Origin of the sequence: Yoonia sp., from assembly GCF_014859355.1 — a bacterium.
In the GTDB taxonomy this organism is placed as follows: Bacteria; Pseudomonadota; Alphaproteobacteria; order Rhodobacterales; family Rhodobacteraceae; genus Yoonia.
In genome coordinates this window covers 1-24,244 of the sequence record NZ_JACUUJ010000005.1, presented here as the reverse complement: position 1 = coordinate 24,244, position 24,244 = coordinate 1, and the positions used below count along the sequence as shown (strand labels likewise).

General features: G+C 58.8%; 26 protein-coding genes and 1 tRNA gene. 12 read left to right on the top strand and 15 right to left on the bottom strand.

What is annotated here, in order from left to right; translation table 11 throughout:
* Nucleotides 1-32: 32 nt before the first annotated feature.
* Genes IBX59_RS03370 through IBX59_RS03360 form a run of 3 tightly spaced genes read left to right on the top strand, consistent with a single transcriptional unit; the run spans nucleotide 33 to nucleotide 2,214 of the window.
* The gene (locus tag IBX59_RS03370; protein WP_296372406.1) at nucleotides 33-398 is read left to right on the top strand and encodes a hypothetical protein; all 366 of its coding nucleotides are present in this window, start codon (nucleotides 33-35) and stop codon (nucleotides 396-398) included.
* Nucleotides 391-990 (top strand): VTT domain-containing protein, encoded by a 600-nt coding sequence (locus IBX59_RS03365; RefSeq protein ID WP_296372404.1) that lies wholly within the window; start codon nucleotides 391-393, stop codon nucleotides 988-990. Before IBX59_RS03370 ends, IBX59_RS03365 begins: the two co-directional genes overlap by 8 nt.
* A gap of 60 nt (nucleotides 991-1,050) precedes the next feature.
* Nucleotides 1,051-2,214: a lytic murein transglycosylase gene (locus tag IBX59_RS03360; protein ID WP_296372402.1), complete on the top strand. Its 1,164-nt coding sequence runs from the start codon at nucleotides 1,051-1,053 to the stop codon at nucleotides 2,212-2,214.
* A 131-nt stretch (nucleotides 2,215-2,345) separates the two neighbouring features.
* On the opposite strand, the gene IBX59_RS03355 is transcribed toward IBX59_RS03360, so the two are convergent.
* The 5 genes from IBX59_RS03355 to IBX59_RS03335 form a co-directional block, all read right to left on the bottom strand.
* Nucleotides 2,346-2,852, bottom strand: coding sequence for a CarD family transcriptional regulator (locus IBX59_RS03355; protein ID WP_296372557.1), 507 nt, complete (start codon nucleotides 2,850-2,852; stop codon nucleotides 2,346-2,348).
* A 214-nt stretch (nucleotides 2,853-3,066) separates the two neighbouring features.
* The gene (gene fdxA, locus IBX59_RS03350; protein ID WP_296372400.1) at nucleotides 3,067-3,402 is read right to left on the bottom strand and encodes a ferredoxin FdxA; all 336 of its coding nucleotides are present in this window, start codon (nucleotides 3,400-3,402) and stop codon (nucleotides 3,067-3,069) included.
* A gap of 49 nt (nucleotides 3,403-3,451) precedes the next feature.
* Nucleotides 3,452-3,838, bottom strand: coding sequence for an RNA-binding S4 domain-containing protein (locus IBX59_RS03345; protein WP_296372399.1), 387 nt, complete (start codon nucleotides 3,836-3,838; stop codon nucleotides 3,452-3,454).
* The gene (locus IBX59_RS03340) at nucleotides 3,835-6,591 is read right to left on the bottom strand and encodes a helicase-related protein (protein WP_296372398.1); all 2,757 of its coding nucleotides are present in this window, start codon (nucleotides 6,589-6,591) and stop codon (nucleotides 3,835-3,837) included. The genes IBX59_RS03345 and IBX59_RS03340 overlap by 4 nt, the downstream gene beginning before the upstream one ends.
* Before the next feature lie 26 nt (nucleotides 6,592-6,617).
* Complete coding sequence (locus tag IBX59_RS03335) at nucleotides 6,618-7,178, bottom strand: tetratricopeptide repeat protein (RefSeq protein ID WP_296372396.1); 561 nt, start codon at nucleotides 7,176-7,178, stop codon at nucleotides 6,618-6,620.
* A gap of 72 nt (nucleotides 7,179-7,250) precedes the next feature.
* On the opposite strand from IBX59_RS03335, the gene IBX59_RS03330 reads away from it, so the two are divergent.
* From IBX59_RS03330 to IBX59_RS03310, 5 genes are all read left to right on the top strand, one after another.
* Nucleotides 7,251-7,541: an SCP2 sterol-binding domain-containing protein gene (locus tag IBX59_RS03330; RefSeq protein ID WP_296372394.1), complete on the top strand. Its 291-nt coding sequence runs from the start codon at nucleotides 7,251-7,253 to the stop codon at nucleotides 7,539-7,541.
* A 3-nt stretch (nucleotides 7,542-7,544) separates the two neighbouring features.
* Nucleotides 7,545-8,480, top strand: a complete 936-nt coding sequence (locus IBX59_RS03325) for an alpha/beta hydrolase (protein WP_296372392.1) — start codon at nucleotides 7,545-7,547, stop codon at nucleotides 8,478-8,480.
* Between the two features lie 58 nt (nucleotides 8,481-8,538).
* Nucleotides 8,539-9,552, top strand: a complete 1,014-nt coding sequence (locus tag IBX59_RS03320; protein ID WP_296372390.1) for a ligase-associated DNA damage response exonuclease — start codon at nucleotides 8,539-8,541, stop codon at nucleotides 9,550-9,552.
* Nucleotides 9,549-11,138 (top strand): ATP-dependent DNA ligase, encoded by a 1,590-nt coding sequence (locus tag IBX59_RS03315; protein WP_296372388.1) that lies wholly within the window; start codon nucleotides 9,549-9,551, stop codon nucleotides 11,136-11,138. The genes IBX59_RS03320 and IBX59_RS03315 overlap by 4 nt, the downstream gene beginning before the upstream one ends.
* 94 nt (nucleotides 11,139-11,232) lie before the next feature.
* On the top strand, nucleotides 11,233-13,053 hold the full coding sequence (locus IBX59_RS03310; RefSeq protein WP_296372385.1) for a M3 family oligoendopeptidase: 1,821 nt from the start codon (nucleotides 11,233-11,235) through the stop codon (nucleotides 13,051-13,053).
* A gap of 18 nt (nucleotides 13,054-13,071) precedes the next feature.
* On the opposite strand, the gene IBX59_RS03305 is transcribed toward IBX59_RS03310, so the two are convergent.
* The 4 genes from IBX59_RS03305 to IBX59_RS03290 all read right to left on the bottom strand — a co-directional run bounded on the left by IBX59_RS03305 (nucleotide 13,072) and on the right by IBX59_RS03290 (nucleotide 16,435).
* Nucleotides 13,072-14,064 (bottom strand): Gfo/Idh/MocA family oxidoreductase, encoded by a 993-nt coding sequence (locus IBX59_RS03305; RefSeq protein ID WP_296372384.1) that lies wholly within the window; start codon nucleotides 14,062-14,064, stop codon nucleotides 13,072-13,074.
* A gap of 128 nt (nucleotides 14,065-14,192) precedes the next feature.
* Entirely contained in the window at nucleotides 14,193-15,089 is an 897-nt protein-coding gene (rpoH, locus tag IBX59_RS03300) for an RNA polymerase sigma factor RpoH (RefSeq protein ID WP_296372382.1), read from the bottom strand.
* Nucleotides 15,090-15,252: 163 nt separating this feature from the next.
* Nucleotides 15,253-16,281 carry an RluA family pseudouridine synthase gene (locus tag IBX59_RS03295; RefSeq protein ID WP_296372379.1) on the bottom strand — a complete coding sequence of 343 codons (1,029 nt, stop codon included), beginning with the start codon at nucleotides 16,279-16,281 and terminating at the stop codon, nucleotides 15,253-15,255.
* A gap of 77 nt (nucleotides 16,282-16,358) precedes the next feature.
* Nucleotides 16,359-16,435 (bottom strand) — tRNA-His (locus IBX59_RS03290).
* A 127-nt stretch (nucleotides 16,436-16,562) separates the two neighbouring features.
* On the opposite strand from IBX59_RS03290, the gene IBX59_RS03285 reads away from it, so the two are divergent.
* Nucleotides 16,563-16,754, top strand: a complete 192-nt coding sequence (locus IBX59_RS03285; RefSeq protein WP_296372377.1) for a DUF6324 family protein — start codon at nucleotides 16,563-16,565, stop codon at nucleotides 16,752-16,754.
* On the opposite strand, the gene IBX59_RS03280 is transcribed toward IBX59_RS03285, so the two are convergent.
* Nucleotides 16,741-17,199: an MmcB family DNA repair protein gene (locus tag IBX59_RS03280; RefSeq protein WP_296372375.1), complete on the bottom strand. Its 459-nt coding sequence runs from the start codon at nucleotides 17,197-17,199 to the stop codon at nucleotides 16,741-16,743. The two genes, IBX59_RS03285 and IBX59_RS03280, sit on opposite strands and share 14 nt — an antisense overlap.
* A 195-nt stretch (nucleotides 17,200-17,394) precedes the next feature.
* Here IBX59_RS03280 and IBX59_RS03275 point away from each other — a divergent pair, with 195 nt between their 5' ends.
* Nucleotides 17,395-17,541, top strand: a complete 147-nt coding sequence (locus tag IBX59_RS03275; protein ID WP_296372373.1) for a hypothetical protein — start codon at nucleotides 17,395-17,397, stop codon at nucleotides 17,539-17,541.
* Between the two features lie 251 nt (nucleotides 17,542-17,792).
* On the opposite strand, the gene IBX59_RS03270 is transcribed toward IBX59_RS03275, so the two are convergent.
* From IBX59_RS03270 to IBX59_RS03250, 5 genes are all read right to left on the bottom strand, one after another.
* Nucleotides 17,793-18,095: a hypothetical protein gene (locus tag IBX59_RS03270; protein ID WP_296372371.1), complete on the bottom strand. Its 303-nt coding sequence runs from the start codon at nucleotides 18,093-18,095 to the stop codon at nucleotides 17,793-17,795.
* A gap of 38 nt (nucleotides 18,096-18,133) precedes the next feature.
* Complete coding sequence (gene nusB, locus IBX59_RS03265) at nucleotides 18,134-18,601, bottom strand: transcription antitermination factor NusB (RefSeq protein WP_296372370.1); 468 nt, start codon at nucleotides 18,599-18,601, stop codon at nucleotides 18,134-18,136.
* Nucleotides 18,598-19,137, bottom strand: a complete 540-nt coding sequence (locus tag IBX59_RS03260) for a 6,7-dimethyl-8-ribityllumazine synthase (RefSeq protein ID WP_296372369.1) — start codon at nucleotides 19,135-19,137, stop codon at nucleotides 18,598-18,600. The genes nusB and IBX59_RS03260 overlap by 4 nt, the downstream gene beginning before the upstream one ends.
* Nucleotides 19,137-20,267 (bottom strand): 3,4-dihydroxy-2-butanone-4-phosphate synthase, encoded by a 1,131-nt coding sequence (gene ribB / locus IBX59_RS03255; protein ID WP_296372366.1) that lies wholly within the window; start codon nucleotides 20,265-20,267, stop codon nucleotides 19,137-19,139. The genes IBX59_RS03260 and ribB overlap by 1 nt, the downstream gene beginning before the upstream one ends.
* A 69-nt stretch (nucleotides 20,268-20,336) precedes the next feature.
* A complete protein-coding gene (locus IBX59_RS03250) occupies nucleotides 20,337-20,933 on the bottom strand; it encodes a riboflavin synthase (protein WP_296372364.1) in 597 nt (198 codons plus the stop codon).
* A 136-nt stretch (nucleotides 20,934-21,069) separates the two neighbouring features.
* Between IBX59_RS03250 and IBX59_RS03245 the strand changes: the two genes are divergently transcribed.
* Both IBX59_RS03245 and IBX59_RS03240 read left to right on the top strand, forming a co-directional pair.
* On the top strand, nucleotides 21,070-22,356 hold the full coding sequence (locus IBX59_RS03245) for a capsular biosynthesis protein (protein WP_296372362.1): 1,287 nt from the start codon (nucleotides 21,070-21,072) through the stop codon (nucleotides 22,354-22,356).
* The coding region (locus IBX59_RS03240) for a capsular polysaccharide biosynthesis protein (protein WP_296372360.1) at nucleotides 22,353-24,244 on the top strand (1,892 nt) is incomplete at its 3' end. The genes IBX59_RS03245 and IBX59_RS03240, both read left to right, overlap by 4 nt.

Here is a 24,244-nt window from a genome sequence, read left to right as displayed (position 1 = left end):
ATCGGACATAGGATCAATCGCAGGAACCGCCCATGAAACGCCCCAAACCCGCCCGCATGGCCCAGTATCGGAAAATCATGCGCCGGGGGTTCAAATCGCTGCTTGTGCTGGCGCTGATCGGCATGGTTTTCTTTGGTGTCCGGCTGGGCATGATGGCAGGCATCTGGCACAGACCGGCAACGCGGCAGGATCCGATCGCTGGCTGGATGACGCCGCGCTATGTCTCACGCACCTGGCAGGTGCCGCCAGAAATCGTGGCCGCGGCGCTGGACATAGACGGCAGCGGGCGCAGGGTGACGCTGGCCGAACTGGCCGCGGAACAAGGCACCGACCTGGATACGCTGATCCAGAACCTGACAGCGGCCGTCATCACCTATCAGGCAATGCAAAATGACTGATGTTTTTTTTGCCCTTGTCGCAACATGGGGCCTGATCATTATTGGGCTATCGGCTTATTTTTCCTGCCTTGCGGTGCCTGTGCCAACATTTGCGGCAATGCTGGCTGGCGGTGCCTTTGCGGCGGCGGGCGATCTGGTGTTGTGGCAGGTGATAGCCGTGGCCTATCTTGCGGCGGTCGCGGGCGACCAGACGGGGTTTCATCTAGGGCGCATGGGGGGGCGGTGGCTTCATGCGCGGCTGGCAACGCGGCCCAACCGCGCGGCGCTTTTCGCGCGCGCTGAAACTGTGGTGGATCGTTGGGGCGGCCTTGGCGTTTTCTTCAGCACATGGGCGGCGGCCCCGCTTGGCCCTTGGGTGAATTTCGCCGCCGGTGCCGCACGGCTGAACCGCTGGCGTTTCACCCTGTGGGATACTGCGGGCGAGGCGATCTGGGTCGGCGGTTACGTCAGCCTGGGCTATTTTTTCGGCAGCAATCTTGATACTTTGGCCGATCTGGTCGCGAACTGGGGCGGTTTTGCTACAGCGGCCTGTGTTGCACTGGCGGCGGGCATCGGCCTGTTTCGCCTTGGGCGTCACCGCAAGCGCCCCTAACCAGCCCTTGCACTCCACATTGGCACTGTTACGCTTTCAACACCTCAATCGGAGCCCGCCATGCGCCTAGCCCTTGCCATGATCCTTTTGGCCAGCACGGCCAACGCCCAAACCTGCGGCGGCCCGGTCAACAATTTCATCGCCGGTGTCAAAGCCGAAGCACAGGCCATGGGGCTGCCCGCCGCAACAACGGACCGTTTCTTTCAAGGCGCCCGCATCGACGATGCGGTTTTGCGCGCCGACCGGTCCCAAGGTGTGTTTCAAAAGGATTTTATCAGCTTTTCGCGCGCGCTGATCAGTCAAAACAGGATCAACAACGGCGCGGTTTACGGCACGCGTTACAACCGGACCTTTGATACCATCAAAACGCGCTTTGGCATCCCCCGCGGTGTTCTGCTGGCGTTTTGGGCATTCGAAACGGATTTTGGCCAGGTGCAGGGCAGTTTCAACACCCGCGATGCGCTGCTGACGCTGGCGCATGACTGCCGCAGACCCGGCCTGTTCCGCCCGCAACTGATTGCGGCGATCGAACTCTACCGACGCGGCGGGATGGATCCAGCCACCACGACGGGGGCATGGGCCGGTGAAATCGGTCAACTGCAAAAACTGCCGCGCGAAATCATCACCCAGGGGCTGGATGGCGATGGCGACGGCATTGTCGATCTGAAAAACTCCGCCCCCGATGCCTTGATGACCGGCGCCAATGTGCTGGCCTCATTGGGCTGGCGTCCGAATGAACCCTGGATGCAGGAAATCATTCTGCCCGCTAATCTGGACTGGTCCAAAACCGGCATGAACCACAAGGCATCGGTGCGCGACTGGGCGAATGCCGGTGTGCGGGCACGCCAAGGGTCGCTTGGCCCCGCCAACCTGCCCGCCTCTGTTCTGCTGCCAATGGGCCGGAATGGTCCGGCCTTTCTGACCTATCCCAACTTTGACGTCTATTTCGACTGGAACAAAAGTTTCGTCTACGTCACCACCGCCGCCTATTTCGCCACCCGACTGGAGGGTGCGCCCGTCTACAACGCAGGCAACCCCAGCGCGCCGCTGACGGGACCACAAATGCAGCAACTGCAACAAAAACTGACAGCACGCGGGCATGATGTTGGCGGCATCGACGGTATTCTGGGGGCCATGACACGTGCCGCTGTGCAGGCCGAACAGTCCCGTCTGGGGCTACCCGCCGACGCATGGCCGACCCTTGAATTGCTCAACCGGCTATAGGCAAGCCGCGCATCTTCCGAGCAAAGATACCCCCGCCGGAGGCAAACGAATTTCGGTCACAAAATTCCAATACTCACACAAAAACCGCGCACGTCAGGGCGCGGTTTTTTCATTTTCATACCCCAAAAGGATCAGGCTGCGCGACCGACGAGCACCGAATCAATCTCTGCCGCAGCAGCATGTTCATCATGCCCTGCAACAGCAGCGAATTCGCGTGTCAAACGCTCCAGCGCCGCTTCATAAAGCTGGCGCTCGGAATAGCTTTGCTCGCGCTGGTCGTCCTGGCGATGCAGGTCGCGCACAACCTCTGCAATCGCGATCAAATCGCCAGAATTGATCTTTTGTTCGTATTCCTGCGCCCGGCGCGACCACATGGCTTTTTTCACCTTGGCTTTGCCGCGCAGTGTTTTCATCGCGTGGGACACCACATCAGGTGTCGCCAGCGCGCGCATGCCTACGTCGGTTGCCTTATGCGTCGGCACACGCAGGGTCATCTTGTCTTTCTCAAAGGCGATGACAAAAAGTTCCAGTTCGAAACCGGCAACTTCCTGCTTTTCAATCGACACGATCTTGCCAACCCCGTGGGCGGGATAGACAACAAAATCGTTGGGGCTGAATTCGTTTTTCTTCTTGGTCATGATCGTCCTTTCATCATGCACCATCAGATCAGCCGACAGAAAAAACGCCGGTGACATATCAAGTCTCCGCCGGATTGTGTCGCGCATTGAGATGGATCAATTAGTTAGCTGCATTTGCGTGTTTATACCACAAAAATGCGCCTTTCGGAAGCGCCATGTAACAAGACAGTGAAAAGCCTGTTTATCATGGCTTTAGACCACATTTTAACGCGAATCAGCCGCCTTCTCCGGGGGTTTCAGAAAAAAGCTCTAGCTTGCCTTCCTTGCCGTCCATTTCTTCGGCAGTGGGCAATGGGTCTTTCTTGGTGATGATCACAGGCCACATTTCGGAATACTTACGGTTGAATTCAACCCATTTTTCCATGTCCGGTTCAGTATCGGGGCGGATGGCATCAGCTGGGCATTCCGGTTCACATACACCACAGTCGATGCATTCATCAGGGTGGATCACCAGCATGTTTTCGCCTTCATAAAAACAATCCACGGGGCAAACCTCGACGCAGTCGGTGTATTTGCAGGCGATACAATTATCGTTAACGATGTATGTCATGATGGCATCCACATTTTTCTCACGCGTCTAGCTAGAATAGACGCCCGCGTCATTCAAGCGCGAATGGGTCGTCGGCGGCACGGTGCGTCATCATATCCCGGCGATCCTTCTTTGTCGGACGTCCTTTCCTGTCGCCACCGGGATTATAAGAACGGCGTTCCACCACGGGCGACAAGTCTTCGTAAAGCAACTGCGCCTCGGGGGCGGGGCCCCGCCTGTCACCACAGGCAAGGATTCGCACCACTTTGGTTTCCTGTGCCTGCACAAAGGTCAAAACATCACCGGGCCCAACCGCGCGCGCCGGCTTGCTGACTGGGGTGGCATCAACCCGCACCTTGCCAGCACTCACAACCCCTGCGGCCAAGCTGCGCGACTTGAAAAACCGCGCCTGCCAAAGCCATTTGTCCAACCGGATCGTGGGGCGGGGGTCGCTCAACCCTTGTTGAACCCGGCCAGTGCGGCAGCAAAGGGGTTATCAGGGTCGATCTGCTTTTCGCGCTTGGGTTTGGCTGCAAACGTCTGCGGCCTGCCGCCATCCCCCTGCGGTTTGCCGCGTCCTGTGGGCTTGCCTGCCGGTTTGGATTTGCCGCGGGGCCGTTCCGACTGCACGCGATTTGGCCGTGCCTGCCGCGCGGCCCAGGTGAAGGTGTAGAATGTCTCCATCTCGACTGCTGCGCCAACTTTGGGGTCGCCGGGCAGTTCTTGCGGCGGTTCGGCGGGCGTTTCAACCATTCGATCACCTGATGATTCGACAGGCGCTTCAACAGGCTGTTCTTGAGATGTCTGTGTTGGCACCTCTGGCGTGCGACTTGCCTTGACCTTTTCGCGCTCGCCTTTTTCAGCATTGTAACCCAGACCTGTCATCAGGTCCGCAAACTGGTCCAGCGTCATGCCGGTAATGGACAACATGTCGGCATTGGCTTCAAATCCACCCCGGCTGTCCTTGTCGCGCAGCATGTCGGCCAGACGTTCCAGCATATCAATCCTGATGGCGCGTTCGCCTGCGGCACGATAGCCTGCCATCGCATAATAACCGGGGATCGCATCCTTGGCCGCAGGCACAGTCACCAGACCTGGCGGCGGGCTTTCGGGAAATTCAGACAGGTTCTTGACCAACGACCACACCACCAAGCGCAGACGTGTCGGCGCCGGCTTCAGCAACAGCGGCAGAAACACAGTGAACTGCCCAAAGCGCACACCATGTTTGCGCAGTGCACTGCGCGCATCCTGATCCAGCGCCTTGACCTCGTCGGCGACTTCACTCCGGGGAATGATGCCAAAACCTTCGGCCATCCGGTAGGCAAAACCCTTTGCAGCACCCGTCAGGGTTTCGTCGTTTTTCAGTGAGAGCAGCGGCTCAAACGCGCTGGCTATTTTACGGTCAATGAAATGTTGCAGGCGCCGCTGCACCTTGGCAATCACATCCGGGCCGGCTTCTTCGTCAACAAAGGCTGTCACTTGTGGCTTGAAGGGATCAGCGCCCGCCACCAATTTGCCAACAGCCTGATCGCCCCACATCAAACCACCCTGTTCGGTGAAATCAATCTCGGGGTCGGGAGCGTTGTAAAAACGGTCTGCCAGCAGGTGAAACTGCGGCACCAAGGCGGCGACTGACGCCTGGCGCAGCGTCTTGGCCTCGTCCGGGCTGCCCGCCTTGTCCATGCGGAACCGGAACCCTTCCAACCGTCCGACGAATTCGCCTTCTACGGTTACTTCACCTTTTTCGTTCACGTCAGCCAAAAGGCTCTCCTTCTGTTTGAGCCGGCGAAGCAGGATACTGGTCCGCCGGTCCACAAATCTTTGCGTTAACGCGCCATGCAGCGCGTCTGATAAGCGGTCTTCTACAGCGCGGGTTTCGTCGCGCCAATGATATTCGTCAATCAACCATCCCTTGCGTTGCGCAACATATGTCCAGGTGCGAATATAGGCCAGCCGCTTTGACAGCGTATCAATGTCGCCATCGGTGCGGTCAATCCGCCGCACCTGCAATCCGAACCAATTGGCAGAGACATGCCCAAATTGGTGAAGATCGTTGTAAATTTGCGTCAGCAAGCCGACATGTTCGCCTTGGCTGATCCCGCGAAAATCGGGGATTCGGCAGACATCCCACAACAGTTTGACCGATGGGCCATCGGTGGCCCGCGCGGCAACTTCGGCATCGGCTGACAGCGCCTTGAGAGAGGCAAGGTCGTCGCTTTCGCGCACCCGTGACAACCATTGGTCCTGCGTCTGTTCCTCAAGCGTGGCAATCAGGCGTTTGACCGACCCGAATTGCAACCGTGCATTGCGCCACTGCAATTTTGACACCGGCTGAAACTGGTGGTCGCTAATTGCCTGTGCCACGGCATCGTCTAGCGGCGGGGCCTCGCCTGTGACACCAAAAGTGCCGTTTTCCTTGTAACGCCCCGCGCGTCCTGCGATCTGCGCCAGTTCCTGCGGTTCCAGATGCCGCATCCGGCGGCCATCGAATTTGGTCAGCGACGAAAAGGCGACGTGCGAAATATCAAGGTTCAACCCCATCCCGATGGCATCAGTCGCGACCAGATAATCCACATCGCCGTTCTGATACATTTCTACCTGCGCATTGCGGGTGCGGGGCGACAGTGCGCCCATCACCACAGCTGCCCCGCCCTTGGTGCGGCGCAGCAATTCAGCGATGGCATAGACGTTTTCCACCGAAAACCCCACGATCGCAGACCGCGCGGGCATGCGGCTGATCTTTCTCGAACCTGTATAGCTCAGCTCTGACATGCGTGCGCGGTGCATGAACTGCACGCCCGGCACCAAGGCGGCAATCGCGCCGCGCATGGTTTCAGCCCCCAGAAACAGGGTTTCGTGCAGGCCACGGGCATTCAACAAACGATCCGTGAACACATGCCCGCGTTCAGGATCGGCACAAAGCTGGGTTTCATCGACCGCCAGAAAATCGCATCCCATCCCCTCGGGCATCGCCTCGACGGTGCAGACCCAATAGGCGGCGCGTGGTGGCACGATCCGTTCCTCGCCCGTCACCAGCGCGACAACCCCGGGACCGCGCACAGCCACAATCCGGTCGTAAACCTCGCGGGCCAGCAGGCGCAGCGGCAGGCCTATGACCCCCGTGCGATAGGACAGCATCCGCTCGATTGCATAGTGTGTCTTGCCCGTGTTTGTCGGGCCCAGAACAGCCGTGATCCGTGACGGTATCATTTTTTTCCCCGCGACGGGGCCAGGGGTTAAAGCGCCTGACCTTCCATCTGCAATTGCAGATCTGCGATTTCTGCCTGTATGTCGGCCGATTGCGGATTGATTTCAAGGATCATCTGATAAAGCGTCATCGCATCGCCGGGGCGATCCTGTTCTCGCATGATCGTGGCCAGGCCGCGCATCGCCTCGAAATGGCGCGGGTTCAGCGTCAGGACAGTTTGCAGATCGTCCATCGCCGGGCCAATCAGCCCCAGCGCATAATAGGCCGATGCCCTGCCGTAATAGCCTCCGGCGAAATCAGGCGCATGATCGATCAGCGCTGAAAAATGTTCTGCCGCAACGTCGGGCGTTCCCTCTTGCATGGCGTCCTTGCCACGGCGCAGCAACAGGTCCATCGCAGGTGATCCGCTTTTTTCCCAAGCCGCGAAAATCTTGTCCTGCACGCGCGCGTAAGTTCCGGCATCAGCCTGCCCCAATTCCTGATAAAGTTCATCAAGTGGCTTGTCTTGCGCGCCGACGGGTAGGGAAAACCCTACTGCGAAAAAAAGTGCCGTAACGATACGGTTGAAGCGTTGTCTCTGCGTTCTCATGTTGCAAATGTAGCCGAGTTCGCGGCCAGCACCAGTGGTTTGCCGCCATTTCACAAACAAGAGGACAAAAATATGAGCCAAGTCATAACCGAAGCCGTCGCCGCGCTGAATGCCAAAATGAACGGCGCAGGCTTTGATGGTACCGCAAAATTCGTCATCGAAGGCGAAGGGTCTATTATCATCAACGCCGATGGCGCGCGCGCCGGTGAAGAAGATGCCGATGTGTCGCTGACCGCGAGCACCGAAACCTTCAAGGCGATTTTGGATGGCGAAATGAACCCCACAACCGCCTTCATGACTGGCAAGCTTAGCGTGGATGGCGATATGGGCCAAGCCATGAAACTGTCTGGTGTACTGTCTTAAGCGATGGAAAATGCACCTTTTTTCGATGATATTTCAATCGGCCTGACGGGCGGTGCGGCGCATTGGGTCACCACATCCGACAGCCTGCGCATTCGCGTGGGCCATTGGCCGCTGGCCGCTGCGAAAGGCACGGTGATCGTCTTTCCCGGACGGACAGAGTTCATCGAAAAATACACGGGTGCGGCACAGGCTTTCCAAGAGCGCGGTTATGCCAGCGTCGCGATAGACTGGCGCGGACAAGGGTTGGCCGACCGGATGACCGCGAACCGTGACATCGGCCATGTGGGGCGGTTTGCGGATTATCAAAATGACGTGTCCGCCGCGATGCAACAGGTCGCGGCGCTGAATTTGCCGCGCCCGTGGTTTTTGGTGGCGCATTCCATGGGCGGCTGCATCGGTTTGCGGTCGCTGCTTGACGGGTTGGCCGTTAATGCAGTGATGTTTTCAGCCCCGATGTGGGGTATCCAGATGGCGGGTGCCGTGCGCCCCTTTGCCTGGGGGTTGTCAGAAATCTCGCGCTACCTGCGGTTTGACCACAGGCTGTCCCCCGGCCAAAGCACCGAATCGTTTCTGCTGCGCGACAGCTTTGAAACAAACCCCCTGACCAATGATGTCACAATGTTCGAAGCGATGCGCACGCAACTGCGCAAAAGGCCCGAGCTTGGCCTGGGCGGGCCATCACTTCGCTGGCTGAACATGGCCCTGCATGAAATGCACCAGCTGCATCATCGCCCTGCCCCAAACATGCCGTGTCTGACCTATCTGGGCGGAAGGGAAACCATCATAGACCCCGACCGAATCCGCCAGCGCATGGCGGGCTGGCCAGGTGGCGACCTGCGCTTTATCCCCGAAGGCCGGCACGAAATGATGATGGACAGCCCGAGCCTGCGCGCCGCAGTGTTCGACGCGACAGTCGCGCATTTCGACGCCCACAGGTAAGCGCAACCTGTCACACCAAAGGCGTGACGCCAGCCCAGCGCGCGCTATAGTTCCATTCATGACAGATATTCTGACCTTCACAGACCGGGGCATCTATTGCCCTGCCGGCGGTTTTTATATCGACCCGTGGCGGCCCGTGGATCGCGCGCTGATCACCCATGCCCACAGCGACCATGCCCGCCCCGGTATGGGCGCATATCTGGCAACCACCGGCACCGCCCCGGTGATGCGGCACCGGCTGGGCGATATCCGGCTGGACACGATCCGCTTTGGCGAGCCCCGCCAGATCGGCGGCGCGCGCGTGTCGTTCCACCCCGCCGGTCATGTGCCGGGGTCTGCGCAAATCCGGGTTGAGGTGGCGGGCCAGGTCTGGGTCGCATCGGGTGATTACAAGACGGTGCCTGACGGGCTGTCCGAACCGTTCGAGCCCATCCGTTGCCACGCCTTTATCACCGAATGCACCTTTGGCCTGCCGGTTTTCAAATGGACACCGCAGGATGTGCTGGCGCGCCAGATCAACGATTGGTGGGCGGCCAATGCCGCCGCAGGGCGCACATCAATCCTTGGGGCCTACGCGCTGGGCAAGGCGCAGCGCGTGCTGGCAGCGGTTGACCCCGCGATTGGCCCGATCCTGACCCATGGCGCGATTGAAAACACCAACGAAGTCCTGCGTGCCCAAGGCATCACCCTGCCCGACACGATCCGCGTGACCCGCGACACCGTGCCCAAGGATCAGCCCGGCGCGCTGGTGCTGGCCACGCCCAGCGCGCTTGGCACCACATGGGCACAGCGTTTTGGCCCGGCATCGACCGCCTTTGCCAGCGGCTGGATGGCGCTGCGCGGCGTGCGGCGCAGGCGTGCGGCAGACCGGGGGTTCATCGTGTCCGACCATGCCGATTGGGACGGGCTGAACGATGCGATCCGCGCCACTGGTGCGACCAGGGTGTTCACCACCCACGGGTATACCAACAGTTTCCAGCGCTGGCTGACCGATCAGGGCTATGACGCCCATGTCGTCAGCACCGATTATCAGGGCGAAACCCTTGATCTGGTCGCAGAGGACGCCGCGTGAAAGATTTTGCAACGCTGTTCAGCCGCATTGATGAAACGACGAAAACATCCGTTAAGACAGCCGCATTGGCCGAATACTTCCGCACGGCGCCAGACACTGACCGCATGTGGACCATCGCGCTGTTCACAGGCCGCCGCCCCAAGCGCTCCATCACCGCAACGCGCCTGCGCGCCTGGGCGGCAGAGGTGGCCGCCCTGCCCGACTGGCTGTTCGAGGAAAGTTACGGCGTCGTCGGCGATCTGGCCGAAACCATCGCGCTGGTGCTGCCCGACCCACAAGACACCAGCGACGCAAGCCTGACCCATTGGATCACCTATATCCGCGACCTGTCCATGCTGGACGATCACGCCCGCAAGGCAGGCATCCTGCGGGCATGGAACAGCCTGCCTGCGACCGAGCGGTTTTTGTTCACCAAGCTACTGACGGGTGGTTTTCGCATCGGGGTCAGCGCGAAACTGATCGTGCGCGCCCTTGCGCAGGCCACCGGACAGCCGGAACCGGAACTGACCCATAAACTGATGGGCAACTGGACACCCGACACCACGACATGGGACAGGCTGATCGTGGCCGATGACCCCGGCGCCGACCTGTCACGTCCCTATCCGTTCTATCTGGCCTATCAACTGGATGGATTCGACGATCTGGGCGATCCCGCCGATTGGACCGCGGAACGCAAATGGGACGGGATAAGGGGCCAGTTGATCATCCGCGGCGGTGCACATCATCTGTGGTCGCGCGGCGAAGAACTGATGACAGACCGTTTCCCCGAACTGGCGCAATTGCGCGATTATCTGCCCGACGGCACGGTGATCGACGGGGAAATCCTCGCCTTTGCCGATGAACGCCCCCTGCCCTTCAACGCGCTGCAAAAACGAATCGGGCGCAAATCGGTGCCGAAAAAGCTGCTGACCGAGGCGCCGGCGATCCTGATGGCCTATGATCTGCTGGAACACGGCGGTGCGGATATCCGCGATCAACCGCTGGCGCTGCGGCGCGCGCATCTGGAAACGCTGACAACACAGGCCCCAGCGACTGCACCGATCCGCCTGTCGTCCGTTTTACCCTTTGCGACATGGGATGATCTGTCAGCCGCGCGCGACCAGTCACGTGACCTGAACGCCGAAGGTCTGATGCTGAAAAGGCGCGACAGCCCCTATCTGGCGGGGCGCAAGCGTGGCGACTGGTGGAAATGGAAAATCGACCCGCTGACCGTTGACGCGGTGATGATCTATGCCCAGGCTGGTCACGGACGGCGGGCAAACCTGTTTACAGATTACACATTCGCAGTGCGCGACGGCGACGATCTGGTGCCCTTCACCAAGGCTTATTCCGGGCTGACCGACGCCGAGTTTCGCGAAGTCACCGCCTGGGTCCGCAAGAACACGTTGCAAAAATTCGGCCCCGTCCGGCAGGTGCCGCCTGTGCATGTGTTCGAAATCGCATTCGAAGGCATCCAACCCAGCCCGCGCCACAAATCCGGCCTTGCCCTGCGGTTTCCCCGCATGCTGCGCTGGCGGCGCGACAAACCGGTGGCCGAAGCCAATACGCTGGGTGACCTGCGTGCGATGCTGGACAACTACGGGTAAGATGGGTGATATCACCCATCCTACGGGTGTGGGGCCTTTCCACCGCGCCACAGCACACCTATGTCAAGCGAAACACACAGTCAGAGGTTCACACATGCCATTTCCAAAGCCCGTCTTCGATGCCAACACAAGCGGGGGCAAAGACCTTGGCAATCTGCCCGAATGGGACCTGACCGACCTTTACACCAGCCCCGACGCGCCCGAACTGGCCCGCGATATGGCATGGCTGGAAACCGAATGCGCGGATTTCGCCAAATCCTACGAGGGTAAGCTGGCCAGCCTTGATGCGGCGGGCCTGCTGCGCGCTGTGCAGCGGTATGAACAGATCGACGTGATCGCGGGGCGGATCATGTCGTTTGCTGGTTTGCGCTATTACCAGATCACAACAGACAGTGACCGCGCCAAATTCATGGCCGATTGTCAAGACAAGATCACCAAATACACGACGCCATTGGTGTTCTACGGGCTGGAATTCAACCGGTTGGACGATGACCACCTTGCCGGGCTTTTGACGGACAACGCCGATCTGGCGCGCTATAAACCCGTATTCGACCGGATGCGCGCGATGAAACCCCATCAGCTGTCGGACGAGCTGGAAAAATTCCTGCACGACCAATCCACCGTGGGGGCCGCCGCGTGGAACCGGCTGTTTGATGAAACCATGGCGGGACTGGAATTCGATGTGAATGGCGAAACGCTCAGCCTTGAATCCACACTGAACCTGTTGACAGAACAGGACCGCGCCACGCGCGAGGCCGCAACACATGCGCTGACGGCCGTTTTTCAGGACAAGATCAAGCTGTTCGCGCGTGTCCACAACACACTGGCCAAGGAAAAGGAAATTGAAGACCGCTGGCGCAATATGCCCACGCCGCAAACCGGGCGGCACCTGGCCAACCATGTTGAACCCGAGGTGGTCGCGGCACTGCGCGACGCCGTTGTCGCCGCCTATCCACGCCTGTCGCACCGCTATTACGCGCTCAAGGCGAAATGGCTGGGGCTTGATCGGATGCAGGTCTGGGACCGCAACGCGCCGCTGCCGATGGAAATCACCCGCACAGTTGGCTGGGACGAGGCGCAAGACACTGTGCTGACCGCCTATGCAGAATTTGATCCGAAAATGGCGGATATCGCCAAGCCATTCTTTACCGACGGCTGGATCGACGCAGGCGTGAAACCGGGCAAGGCACCGGGCGCATTCGCCCACCCCACGGTCACGCCGGTGCATCCGTATGTGATGCTGAACTATCTGGGCAAACCGCGCGATGTGATGACGCTGGCGCATGAACTGGGCCACGGCGTGCATCAGGTGCTGGCTGCGGAACAGGGCGAATTGCTGTCATCCACACCGCTGACATTGGCGGAAACGGCATCGGTGTTCGGGGAAATGCTGACATTCCGCAAATTGCTGAATAACGCCAAGACGCAAGAGGAACGCAAAGTTCTGCTGGCCGGCAAGGTCGAGGATATGATCAACACTGTCGTCCGCCAGATCGCATTTTACGATTTCGAATGCAAACTGCATGCCGCACGGGCCGAGGGCGAGTTGACACCAGATGACATCAACGCGCTGTGGATGTCAGTGCAGGCGGAATCGCTGGGCGAAGTGTTCGATTTCGTCCCCGGTTACGAAACCTTCTGGGCCTATATCCCGCATTTCGTGCATTCACCGTTCTACGTCTATGCCTATGCATTCGGCGACGGGTTGGTGAACGCGCTATATGCCGTCTACGAAGAAGGCGATCCCGATTTCCGCGCCAAATATTTTGACATGCTGCGCGCAGGCGGGTCCAAACACCACAAGGAACTGCTGGCCCCCTTCGGGCTTGACGCCTCTGACCCGAAATTCTGGGATAAGGGGCTGTCGATGATCGAAGGGTTCATCGACGAACTGGAAGCCATGGAAGAAGGCTAAGCCTACCACCCGGCGCAATCACGATCCGGTTGCGCCGGGCGCTGCCCCACCGGCGGCAAACACCATATCCATCATCACTTGCGTGCCGTGCGAAAATTCCAGTGGGCAGGCGTAATCTGCCCCGTCGCGCACCGATGTGCAGAAATTTTCGACCTGCAAGACATAGTGATTGGCGGCAGGCCAGCGTTCGGTAACCACCGTGCGCGCGCCGGTGTCCAGCGTCAGCTCGGCCACATCAAACAGGTTTGCATTGAACGGGCAGGTCAAGCGTAACACCCCGCTGTCCCCATGAAAGGTGATCTGCTGGCGCGGCTGCATCCGCATGGAAACCAGCGCGGAATAGCTGAAATCGGGGAAATCCGCCGCAACCCGCGCGATCACATCAACCCCGTTTTCATAGGTCAGATTGGCATAAGGCACCGCAACAGGTTCCTGCCCCGACACAAACCGCGCCGCGCCAAATGTATAAACACCAATATCCGGCAGCCCCCCGCCCCCGGTTTCGGGCCGGTTACGGATGTTCCCGACAGCGCCCGCATTATTATAGGTAAAGGTGGCATCCACATGGCGAAGACGGCCAATGGCCCCCGCCTGCACCAGTTCACGCGCCCGGATGAACTGCGGATGATGCACAATCATGAAAGCCTCGGCCGCCAATAACCCTGCCTTGTCGCGCGCCGCGATCAACGTCTCAAACTGGCCCGCCTGCAGCGCGATCGGCTTTTCACACAGCACATGTTTGCCCGCCTCAAGCGCCTTGATCGTCCATTCCACATGCAAATGGTTGGGCAGTGGGATATAAACCGCATCAATGTCCGGGTCGGCCAAAAGCGCGTCATAACTGTCATGCAGCCGCATCCTTGGCGCAAAATCCAGAAAACCCTGCGCTTTGGCCTGATCAGATGTCGCAAGGGCCACCAATTCCGCGCCCCTTGCAGCATGAATGGCGGGTGCCATGTGATTCTTGGCAAAATGCGCAGCGCCCAAAACGCCCCATCGGATCGGTGTCATGTCATGCTCCCTTTCGGCAGCATGTTAGCGCCACCACCGCAGAAAGGGAAAGATCCCTTGCTTCTTTGTCGAAAAAATCCCCGCCAGAGGCTCTGACGGGGATGATCATTCCGGCGATGCGCGGCGGTTCAGGCCGTTTCCAGCATGCCCTTTTCTTTTGCAAGGTCCCGCATCTTCTTTTGCAGTTTTTCAAAGGCGCGCACCTCGATCTGTCTGATCCTTTCGCGGCTTACCTTGTATTGCGTGCTCAGATCTTCCAGCGTGACCGTATCCTCGGCCAGACGCCGCTGCACCAGAATATCCTTTTCACGATCATTCAGAACCGCCATCGCCTCTGTCAACAGCGCCCGCCGCGCATCAAGTTCGTCATGTTCTTCGTAATCGGCGGCGGTGTTGGCGCTTTCGTCTTCCAGCCAGTCCTGCCACTGCATGGAACCTTCACCGTCCGACCCCACCTGAGCGTTCAATGACGAATCACCCCCGGAAAGCCGCCGGTTCATCGAGATGACTTCGTCTTCTGTCACGCCCAGGTCGTTTGCAATCCGCGTCACGTTCTCAGGGCGCAGGTCTCCGTCCTCCAGCGCTCCAATGCGCGATTTTGCCTTGCGCAGGTTGAAAAACAGCTTTTTCTGCGCACTCGTCGTGCCCAATTTCACCAGTGACCACGACCGCAGGATATATTCCTGAATTGACGCACGGATCCACCACATCGCATAGGTCGCCAGACGGAACCCTTTTTCCGGGTCGAACCGTTTCACGGCTTGCATCAGCCCGACATTTGCTTCGGAAATGACTTCTGCTTGCGGCAAGCCATAGCCGCGATAGCCCATGGCGATCTTTGCAGCCAACCGCAGGTGCGATGTGACCATCTTGTGCGCGGCTTCGGTATCCTCGTGGTCAACCCACCGCTTGGCCAGCATGTATTCTTCCTCGGGTTCCAACATCGGGAACTTGCGAATTTCCTGCATATAGCGGTTCAAGCCACCTTCCGGTGTCGGTGCGGGGAGATTTCTTTCAATGCTCACTGTCGTTGCCCTCCATTATGTTTAAAGGCTTAACATAGATATGGTCACAAAAGTATAGCCTTTCAAGCGGCAGACGTTTGCGTGTTGTGAGACTATTGTGACGCTATCACCCCCGTAACACGAGGCACTTTTTCGTGCGCTCACGCACGTGAGATATCATATTTCAGCTTGTTCCGCCGAGATTGCGCAGTAAATCACACATATCGACGGGCATCTCTGAGGCGAACTGCAAAGATGTACCCGTTACCGGATGCACAAACCCAAGCGTTGCCGCATGCAAGGCCTGGCGACCAAATTCTGCCGCTGCCGTTGTGCCGGCTTCGCCCACGGCCTTGGGCGACAACTTTCGTCGCCCCCCATAGACCGGATCACCGATCAACCCATGCCCGCAATGCGCCATATGCACACGAATCTGGTGCGTGCGGCCCGTTTCAAGCCAACATTCGATCAGGGCCGCACAGGGCGGCGCACCCAGTGGCTGCAGAATACGGCTGCGCGTCACGGCATGACGACCGGCGGTAAATGAAACCGCCTGACGCTGACGATCTGTCCTGTGTCGCCCCAACAAGGTCTGCACCTTCAGGATATTACCTGCTTCGAAAGACGCCCCCTTGATCCCGCGCAATCGCGGATCGTTTGCGTCAGGCACACCATAACATATCGCCAGATATCGCCGTTCGACCGTATGCGCGGCGAATTGGTCTGCCAAGGCGTGATGCGCCCGATCTGTTTTCGCGGCCACCAACAAACCTGATGTGTCCTTGTCGATCCGATGCACAATGCCGGGCCGTTTCATACCACCCACACCTGACAGCGTATCGCCACAATGATGGATAAGCGCGTTCACAAGCGTGCCACCCGGCGTGCCAGGGGCCGGATGCACAACCATGCCTGCCGGTTTGTTCACAACGATCAGGTCGTCGTCCTCAAACACAATATCAAGCCGTATATCTTCGCTTTCGATGTGGCTTTCTGCGGCGTCGGCGACAGCAACACAGATGGCGGCCCCTTCGGCGATGCGAAACCGGGGATCGGTGACGACGACATCATCGACCGTGACGGCCCCTTCGGCGATCAGACGGGCCAACCGTGACCGGCTTAACGCGGCCTCTGCCGGAACATCGCGCGCCAAGGCCTTGTCCAGACGCGCCGGCGGATTGGGTCCGATGGAAAATTCAACGGCAAAGGTCATGGGATACGGTCCTGTTTCATCGTCTGGCCCGATACGCACCCGCGCAGACAATTGCAAATTTATTGAAATTTGGCTGATGGTACCACCTCCTGGTCTCGAACCAGGGACCTCTTGATCCACAATCAAGCGCTCTAACCAACTGAGCTAAGGCGGCACAGGAGGGGATTTAGCCGCCCCGCCGGACGATTGCAAGACCCCATCAGCCGATTGCCAACCGTCCAAGCCTTGCACACCGGCCTATGCTCGGGCTAGGAAAACACCAACGGATCACGGGGGCCATCATGGGTATCAACAGCGAACGCGACATCGAAGCAAACATGCAGATCGGGCCAACCGACCTTGGGATGGTGCGCATCTTTATCGAAGCAAACGGCGTTGAGGTGCCGATGGATTTCGAACCGGAAGAGGCTGACGAAATCGCAGATGAAATCAAGGCCGCCGCCATGGCCGCGCGCGCGATCAAAAAACGCTGACAAAACCCGGATCGCGGGCCGCCTGTGCCCGCATGGCGGCGTGGCGGGCAAACTTCTGAATCACAGCTTTGCGCCGGGCCGGCGCAAGCCGCGATTCTGGTCCGATCCGCATGATTTCCGCATCATAGCCGTCGGCAAGGATCAGACCCGTGTCAACAGGCAACAAATCTGTCGGAAATTCGCTGTCAACCGCCCAGAAAAACCGGTCACACCAGTCCAGATAACCCCGCCATTTCTGATCGGTCATATAATCCGCCCGGCTTGATTTACATTCCACGATCCAAACCTCGCCTTTTGGACCAAGCGCCATGACATCGACCCGCAAACCTGCCACGGGCACCAGTTCCACGACGCTGACAAAATCGTGGCTGCGCAAATGGCGGCTGACTCCACGTGCCAGCAATTGACCCGGCATCATGGGCTGAACAAGATAATCTGTAACCATGACTTAAATATGAACAAAACAGAAACATCGTCAAGCAACAAGACAAAGTGCGCGACGAATGCGCAGCATTCTTTCACCAACGTGAACCAATTAAGACGGAACCGCCGGCAAATTGTTCAGTATAACCATGCAGAGGCCATTATTTCGTCTGTTTTTTCATCGAACACTTAAGCAAGTTTAACAAGGATGGCTTCTATGACCCTTTTTGCCAGTATCACGTTTTTTCAGGTTTGCATGGCACTTTTGACCGTTGGCGTGGCTGAACGGGCGCTGCTTGCCTTTGGGCCGATCGGGATGGTCGGACCAAAGGGCTGGCTGCTGCGTGGCGACGTAGAAGAATAAACTTTTCCAAACCCTTGCTCTGGCGCGTGCGGATGCCTAGTTCTCTAGACGACGGGTTTCTGCGCTTCTCGTAGTTACAAGGTACAAATCCAGTGGCCTTAAGCAAATCCGAGGGAGCTGGCTCTGTTCAGGCTCTGGTCTGATTACCTGGTGCCCACCTGTAAAAACAGGTCCTCGGGGTTAGTTGCCTTTACGGTCGCCGTGGTTCCCGTCACTTTTCAACATGAAAATCCACCCCGGCGCACCGCCAGTCAGCGATGAGCCTGCACCCGCACAGCAACGGGCACGCCGGCGCCGCGGTTATCGTCGTCATCGTTTTTATCAGTGTTCAGCATCACCATGATGGCAAATTGCACGCTGCCGAAAACAGTTCCATGAAAGAACCACAGCAAAAAAACAGCCATCAGGGCGATATCGGATCCCCCGATCAGGCTTGCAAGGTGCCCGACATCAAACCAAAGGATCAATCCGACGAACACAGCCGACAGTGCAAAACCTATTGCGCAATGACGCAAATAAAGCCGAATCAAATTAGGTTCAGGTTTTTCGATCATGACCGTTGATACGATCAGTGTCCCGACTGTGAAATAGGCTAAAACGCCTCAGGCCGCGCCTCGCGCGCCATATGGTCCAGAACGGCGTTGACGAACTTGGGTTCCTTGTCGTCATGGGCGAAAGCCTCGGCCACGGCGACAAATTCGCTGATCACCACCTTGGGCGGGGTCTGTTTGTCGGTCAATTCGGCACCTGCGGCCCGAAACAGCGCACGCCACGTCGGGTCGATCCGTGCAATGGGCCACTTGGCGACCAAGGCACGGTCGGTCATTTGATCGATCATCGCCTGATGATCAACGGCCTTTTCCATTAGCAAACGAAAGGTCACAACATCACCTTCGGCCATTTCGCGATCTTCAAAAATCTCACCGAACCGGTGGTTTTCGAATTCGGTTATCACTGCATCAACGGTCTGGTTGGATGCTTCCATCTGAAACAGCGCCTGCACGGCATAGAACCGGGCGGCGGATTTCATCTTGCGGCGTTGGTTGTTTGAAATTGTCATGCTTTTTTCGCGTTGCCCGCATCACCGGCCAACAGAATTTCCCGTGTAAAACCGACACCCTTGTCAGCGTTGCCCCACTTACGGGCCAGCGCGATCAGGTGCAAGGCCGCAGCGGCCGCACCGCCGCCTTTGTTCATCTGGTCAGGGTCTGCACGCACGACAGCCTGTTCATAATTCTCAACCGTCAGGATGCCGTTGCCAATACACAGCCCTTGCAGCCCCAGAAGCTGGATCGCGCGGGAACTGTCATTGCAGACTGTATCGTAATGCGTCGTTTCCCCCCGGATCACACAGCCAAGCGCGACATAGCCGTCAAAATTGCTCATCCGTTCAGCGATGCCGATCGCGGTGGGGATTTCCAGCGCGCCAGGCACATGCACCATGTCCCATGTCGCACCCGCCTTTTCGATTTCCGCCTGCGCGCCTGCGACCTGATGATCGGATATATCCTTGTAATAAGGCGAGGCCACGATCAGCAGTTTCACCGGCTTGTCGAATTCCGGCAGCGGCAGAATATGGTGCGACGGTCCGGCCATTATCCGATCTCCGAGATTTTGCGCGTGCCGACGATTTGCAGGCCGTAGGCGTCAAGCCCCACGACCTTGGGGCGGGGTGAATTGGTGAGCAGTTCGATTTCGTGCAGCCCGAGCGACGACAGGATCTGCGCGCCCAACCCATATTGCCGCAGGGTTTGCGGCGATGATTCCTCGGCCGCGTCCAATTGCATATGCACATCCCGCAACAGCACCAGCGCGCCGCGCCCTTCGGCGGCGATCAGCTCCATCGCGTCGCCGAATTCGTTGCGTCGCCCTTTTGGGCCGGCCCCGACCACATCCAGCATGGGATCAAGTGCATGCATCCGCACCAGAACAGGTTCGGGTGTGGTGATATCGCCCTTGATCAGCGCGATATGTTCAGCCCCTTGGGTTTCATCGGTGTAAATCCGCATTTCCCATGCGCCGCCGAATTCCGACTCAATCGTGCTGGTTTCGCGGACGCGGACCAGATTGTCGTGGCGCCGCCTGTAGGCGATCAGGTCGCTGATCGTGCCAATCTTCAACCCGTGCAGTTGCGCAAAGGCAATCAGATCCGGCAGGCGGGCCATTTCGCCATCTTCCTTCATGATCTCGCAGATCACGCCAGCGGGGTTCAGCCCGGCAAGGCGGGCAATATCCACTGCTGCCTCTGTATGCCCTGCGCGCACCAGCACGCCGCCGTCGCGCGCGCGCAACGGGAACACATGGCCGGGGGTGGCAATATCAACCGCGCCTTTGGACGCATCAATCGCCGTGGCCACGGTCAAGGCACGGTCGGCGGCGGAAATGCCAGTGCTGACACCTTCGCGGGCTTCAATGCTGACGGTGAACGCCGTTTCGTGACGCGATGAATTATGCGACGCCATCAGCGGCAGCCCCAGCGCATCAATCCGCGCGCCCGTCAACGACAGGCAAATCAGCCCGCGCCCGTGTTTGGCCATAAAGTTGATGGCATCGGGCGTGGCCATCTGCGCGGGGATCACCAGATCGCCTTCGTTTTCGCGGTCTTCGTGATCGACAAGAATGAACATCCGCCCGTTGCGCGCATCGGCGATGATATCTTCGATTTTGCTGACAGCGTCAGACCAGTCCAGCTCGACCGGCCCAGGTGTTTCGAATGTCTGGTTCATGGCAGTCCCCGATGATTTGTTGCAAGCCAGATAGCCCAGCGCCCGCACTTTGGAAAGGGCGGGCGCGCATCAGCCATAGTCGCGCAGGCGGGCAACATAGCGGGCCATCGTGTCGATTTCCAGATTGATCAGGTCGCCCACTGCTGTGTCCCCCCATGTCGTCGCCGTTTTGGTATGCGGGATGAAATTGATCCCGAAATCGCGCCCGACCACTTCGTTCACCGTCAGCGACGTGCCGTTCAGCGCCACTGACCCCTTGGGTGCGATGAATTTTGCAAATTCTTCAGGCGCGCGAAAGGTCACGCGGGTGCTGTCGCCTTCGTCTTTCATGACAATCACTTCCGCCACGCCATCCACATGGCCCGACACGATATGCCCTCCCAGTTCATCTCCGACCTTAAGCGCACGTTCAAGGTTCAACCGTTTGCCAACGGCCCAGCCACCCACATTGGTGGCCCCGACGGTTTCAGCGGAAATTTCCACATCAAACCAGTTTTGCGGATCTCGCCCCAGCGCAATGACCGTCAGACACACCCCGTCACAGGCGATCGAAGCGCCGATGTCGATCCCCGCCACGTCATAACCTGTTCCGATCCGCGCACGCAGATCACCACGTTTTTCCAGTTCCAGCACCCGGCCGATATCGGTGACAATTCCTGTGAACATGTGTGCCCCCTTTGCTTTGGTTTTGACCTAACGTCTTGGCCCTGCACCGGCAAGGCGACATTCTTGCAGTTCTGTCGTAATCAGGCCAAACAGGACCATTAACTCTTTGCGCATGAGTATCGGCAATATAATCTTTATGACCTCTGCCACGCACCGCCATTTTTTATTCCTTCAGGGGCCACATGGGCCATTCCTGCGCCAGTTGGGGCGCATGTTGCGTGCCACCGGCGCAACGGTCTGGCGCGTGGGGTTCAATGCTGGTGATGCAGCGTTCTGGGGGCATGATCAGGGATTTATTCCTTTCAACGCCCCCCCCGCAGAATGGCCCGCAACCCTTGACGCACTGCTGCGCAGCCGCAATATCACCGATATTGTCTTATATGGTGACACCCGCCCGATCCACGCAGAAGCGGTCAAACAGGCCCGCACCGCAGGGGTGCGTGTGCATGTCTTTGAAGAAGGTTACATGCGCCCCTATTGGGTGACCTACGAAAGGGGCGGCAGTAACGGGCATTCGCGCCTGATGCATCTGTCAATTACCGACATGGCTGCACGGCTGGCCCAAGCCGACAACGACATGCCCACGCCACCGGCGCATTGGGGCGACATGCGGCAGCATATTTTCTATGGTGCGCTGTATCATTGGTTCGTCATGTTCCGAAATCAGCGCTATCCCCATTTCCAGCGGCACCGCGCCCTGCCCATCCGGCAAGAAGCGCGGCTTTACACGAAACGCTTCCTGCGCATGCCATTTCAGGCGATCGCGCGCCGTTGGGCTTCTTGGCGGATCAAGGCGGGCGGATACCCCTATCACATCGCGCTGCTGCAACTGGAACACGATTCAAGTTTCCAAGCGCATTCGCCTTTTTCCAGCATGGCCGATTTTATTGACATCGTGATCAGCGGTTTTGCGCGCGGGGCACCGCGCCATCACCATCTGGTGTTCAAAGGTCATCCGCTTGATAATGGGTCTCTGCCCCTGCGCCGCGTTATCGCCCGAACGGCACAGACGCATGGTATCGCCGATCGCGTCCACTATCTGCACGGCGGGAAACTTGCGCAGATACTGGGCGATGCGCGCAGTGCAGTGACCGTCAATTCCACAGCCGGGCAACAAGTCTTGTGGCGCGGAATCCCGTTAAAAACATTCGGCACCGCCGTTTATGACAAACCGGGGCTCGTCTCTGATCAGTCATTGCCTGCGTTTTTCGCCAGCCCCGCCCGCCCGGATATGACAGCTTATCGCATCTATCGGCGGTTCCTTCTGGATACCAGCCAAGTTCCAGGCGGGTTCTATTCCGCGCGCGGGCGGCGGCAGCTGTTGCGCCATCTTGTCGATAGGATGTTGGCGGATGCTGACCCCTATGACGCGCTATGCGATCTGCCCCCGGCGGACAAACCGATGCTGCGAGCTGTGCCTTGAGTGTTCACAAGCGGCAAAAACTGTTTGTCTATAATGGCGGGTTTCTGACACAAGGGCGCGTGCGCCGGATACTTGATCTTGCCGGGTTTGACATCAGGCTCGGTGCGCCGGGGCCAGATGATCTGGTGGGTGTCTGGGGACACAGCCCAACTGCCCCGCGCGGTGAAGCCGTGGCAGACCGCCGGCAGACGTCCGTGGTGCGGATCGAAGACAGCTTTTTACGCTCGGTGCGGCCAGGACGCGATGGCGATCCGCCAATCGGGTTGAACATCGACCGGCGCGGCGTCCATTTCGACCCGGCAGCGCCGTCTGACCTTGAAATGATTCTGACCCAAGACCCATTGGATGACACTACCCTGCTCGATCGTGCCCGCAGGGGAATAGCCGCCATCTCTGCAGTGCATTTGTCAAAATACAACGCCTTTGACCCAAAAGTAGCAGCACCGGACCCCGGTTATGTGCTGGTGATCGACCAAACCCGCAAGGATGCGTCCATCCGCGCCAGCGGGGCCGATGCCAATACCTTTCGCGAAATGCTGTTTTTTGCGCAAACCGAACATCCCGGCGCGCGCATTGTTATCAAAACCCACCCCGAAACGGTCGCGGGGCACCGCACCGGCTATTTCACATCCGACGACGTGACAGACCGGATCAGCCTGTGCGATGCGCCATTGTCGCCCCGGGTTTTGTGCGAAGGGGCGATTGCCGTCTATACTGTCAGTTCGCAAATGGGGTTCGAGGCGATTTTAGCAGGGCATAAACCCGTCGTCTTCGGCCAACCATTCTATATCGGCTGGGGGCTGACTGATGACCGTAAGCCACTGCAACGCCGCCAACGGACCCTGACACGTGCGCAACTGTTTGCGGGGGCCATGATCCTTTATCCGACATGGTATGACCCGTTTCACGACCGGTTGTGCAGCTTCGAAGAAGCCGCAGCAACGCTGGCGACCTTTGCCCGCGCATGGCGCGACGACGAACAGGGCTGGATTGCTGCCGATATGCGTTTATGGAAACACGCGCCGCTGCAACGGTTTTTTGGCGGGCCAAAGCGGGTCATCTTTGCACAGGGAAATCAAGCAAAAGCCAAGGCCGAAAAGACAGGGCGCCGCCTGATGCGCTGGGGCAGCCGCGGCGGGACCGATGCGGTTTTGGTCGAAGACGGTTTTTTACGCTCGCGCGGGTTGGGTGCAAACCTGATTGCGCCGCTCAGCCTCGTGCTGGACCAGTCGGGCATTTATTATGATGCGACCCGCCCCAGCGATCTGGAAAACCAGATCAACGCCAGCGCCGATCTGGATATCGGCGCGCGCGCCCGCGCCACTGATTTGATCACCCGCATCACTGATGCGCGATTGTCAAAATACAATCTGCGCAATGCCACCGCCTTGCCGTCGCTGCCCAAGGGACGGCGCATTCTTGTCCCAGGTCAGGTTGAAGACGACGCCGCAATCCGGCTGGGACGCGCAACGGTGACCACAAACCGCGCCTTGCTGGAAGCAGCCCGACAGGCCAATCCTGCCGCCGTCATTATCTACAAACCACACCCGGATGTCGAAGCGGGCCTGCGCCCCGGCGCCATACCCGATGCCCAAGATACCGCCGATGTGGTTTTGACCAATACCGACCCGATCGCCGCCATTGACGCGGTAGACGCGGTTTGGACCATCACCTCGCTTTTGGGGTTCGAGGCGCTTTTGCGTGGCAAGTCCGTCACCTGTCTGGGCATGCCGTTTTATGCCGGTTGGGGGCTGACCGACGATCGCGCCATGCCGATCACGCGGCGGCGTGCCACGATTGATCTGGTGGCGCTGGTCCATGCCGCTTTGATCGCCTACCCCCGCTATTATGACCCCGTCACCGGCCTGCCCTGCCCGGTCGAGGTGAT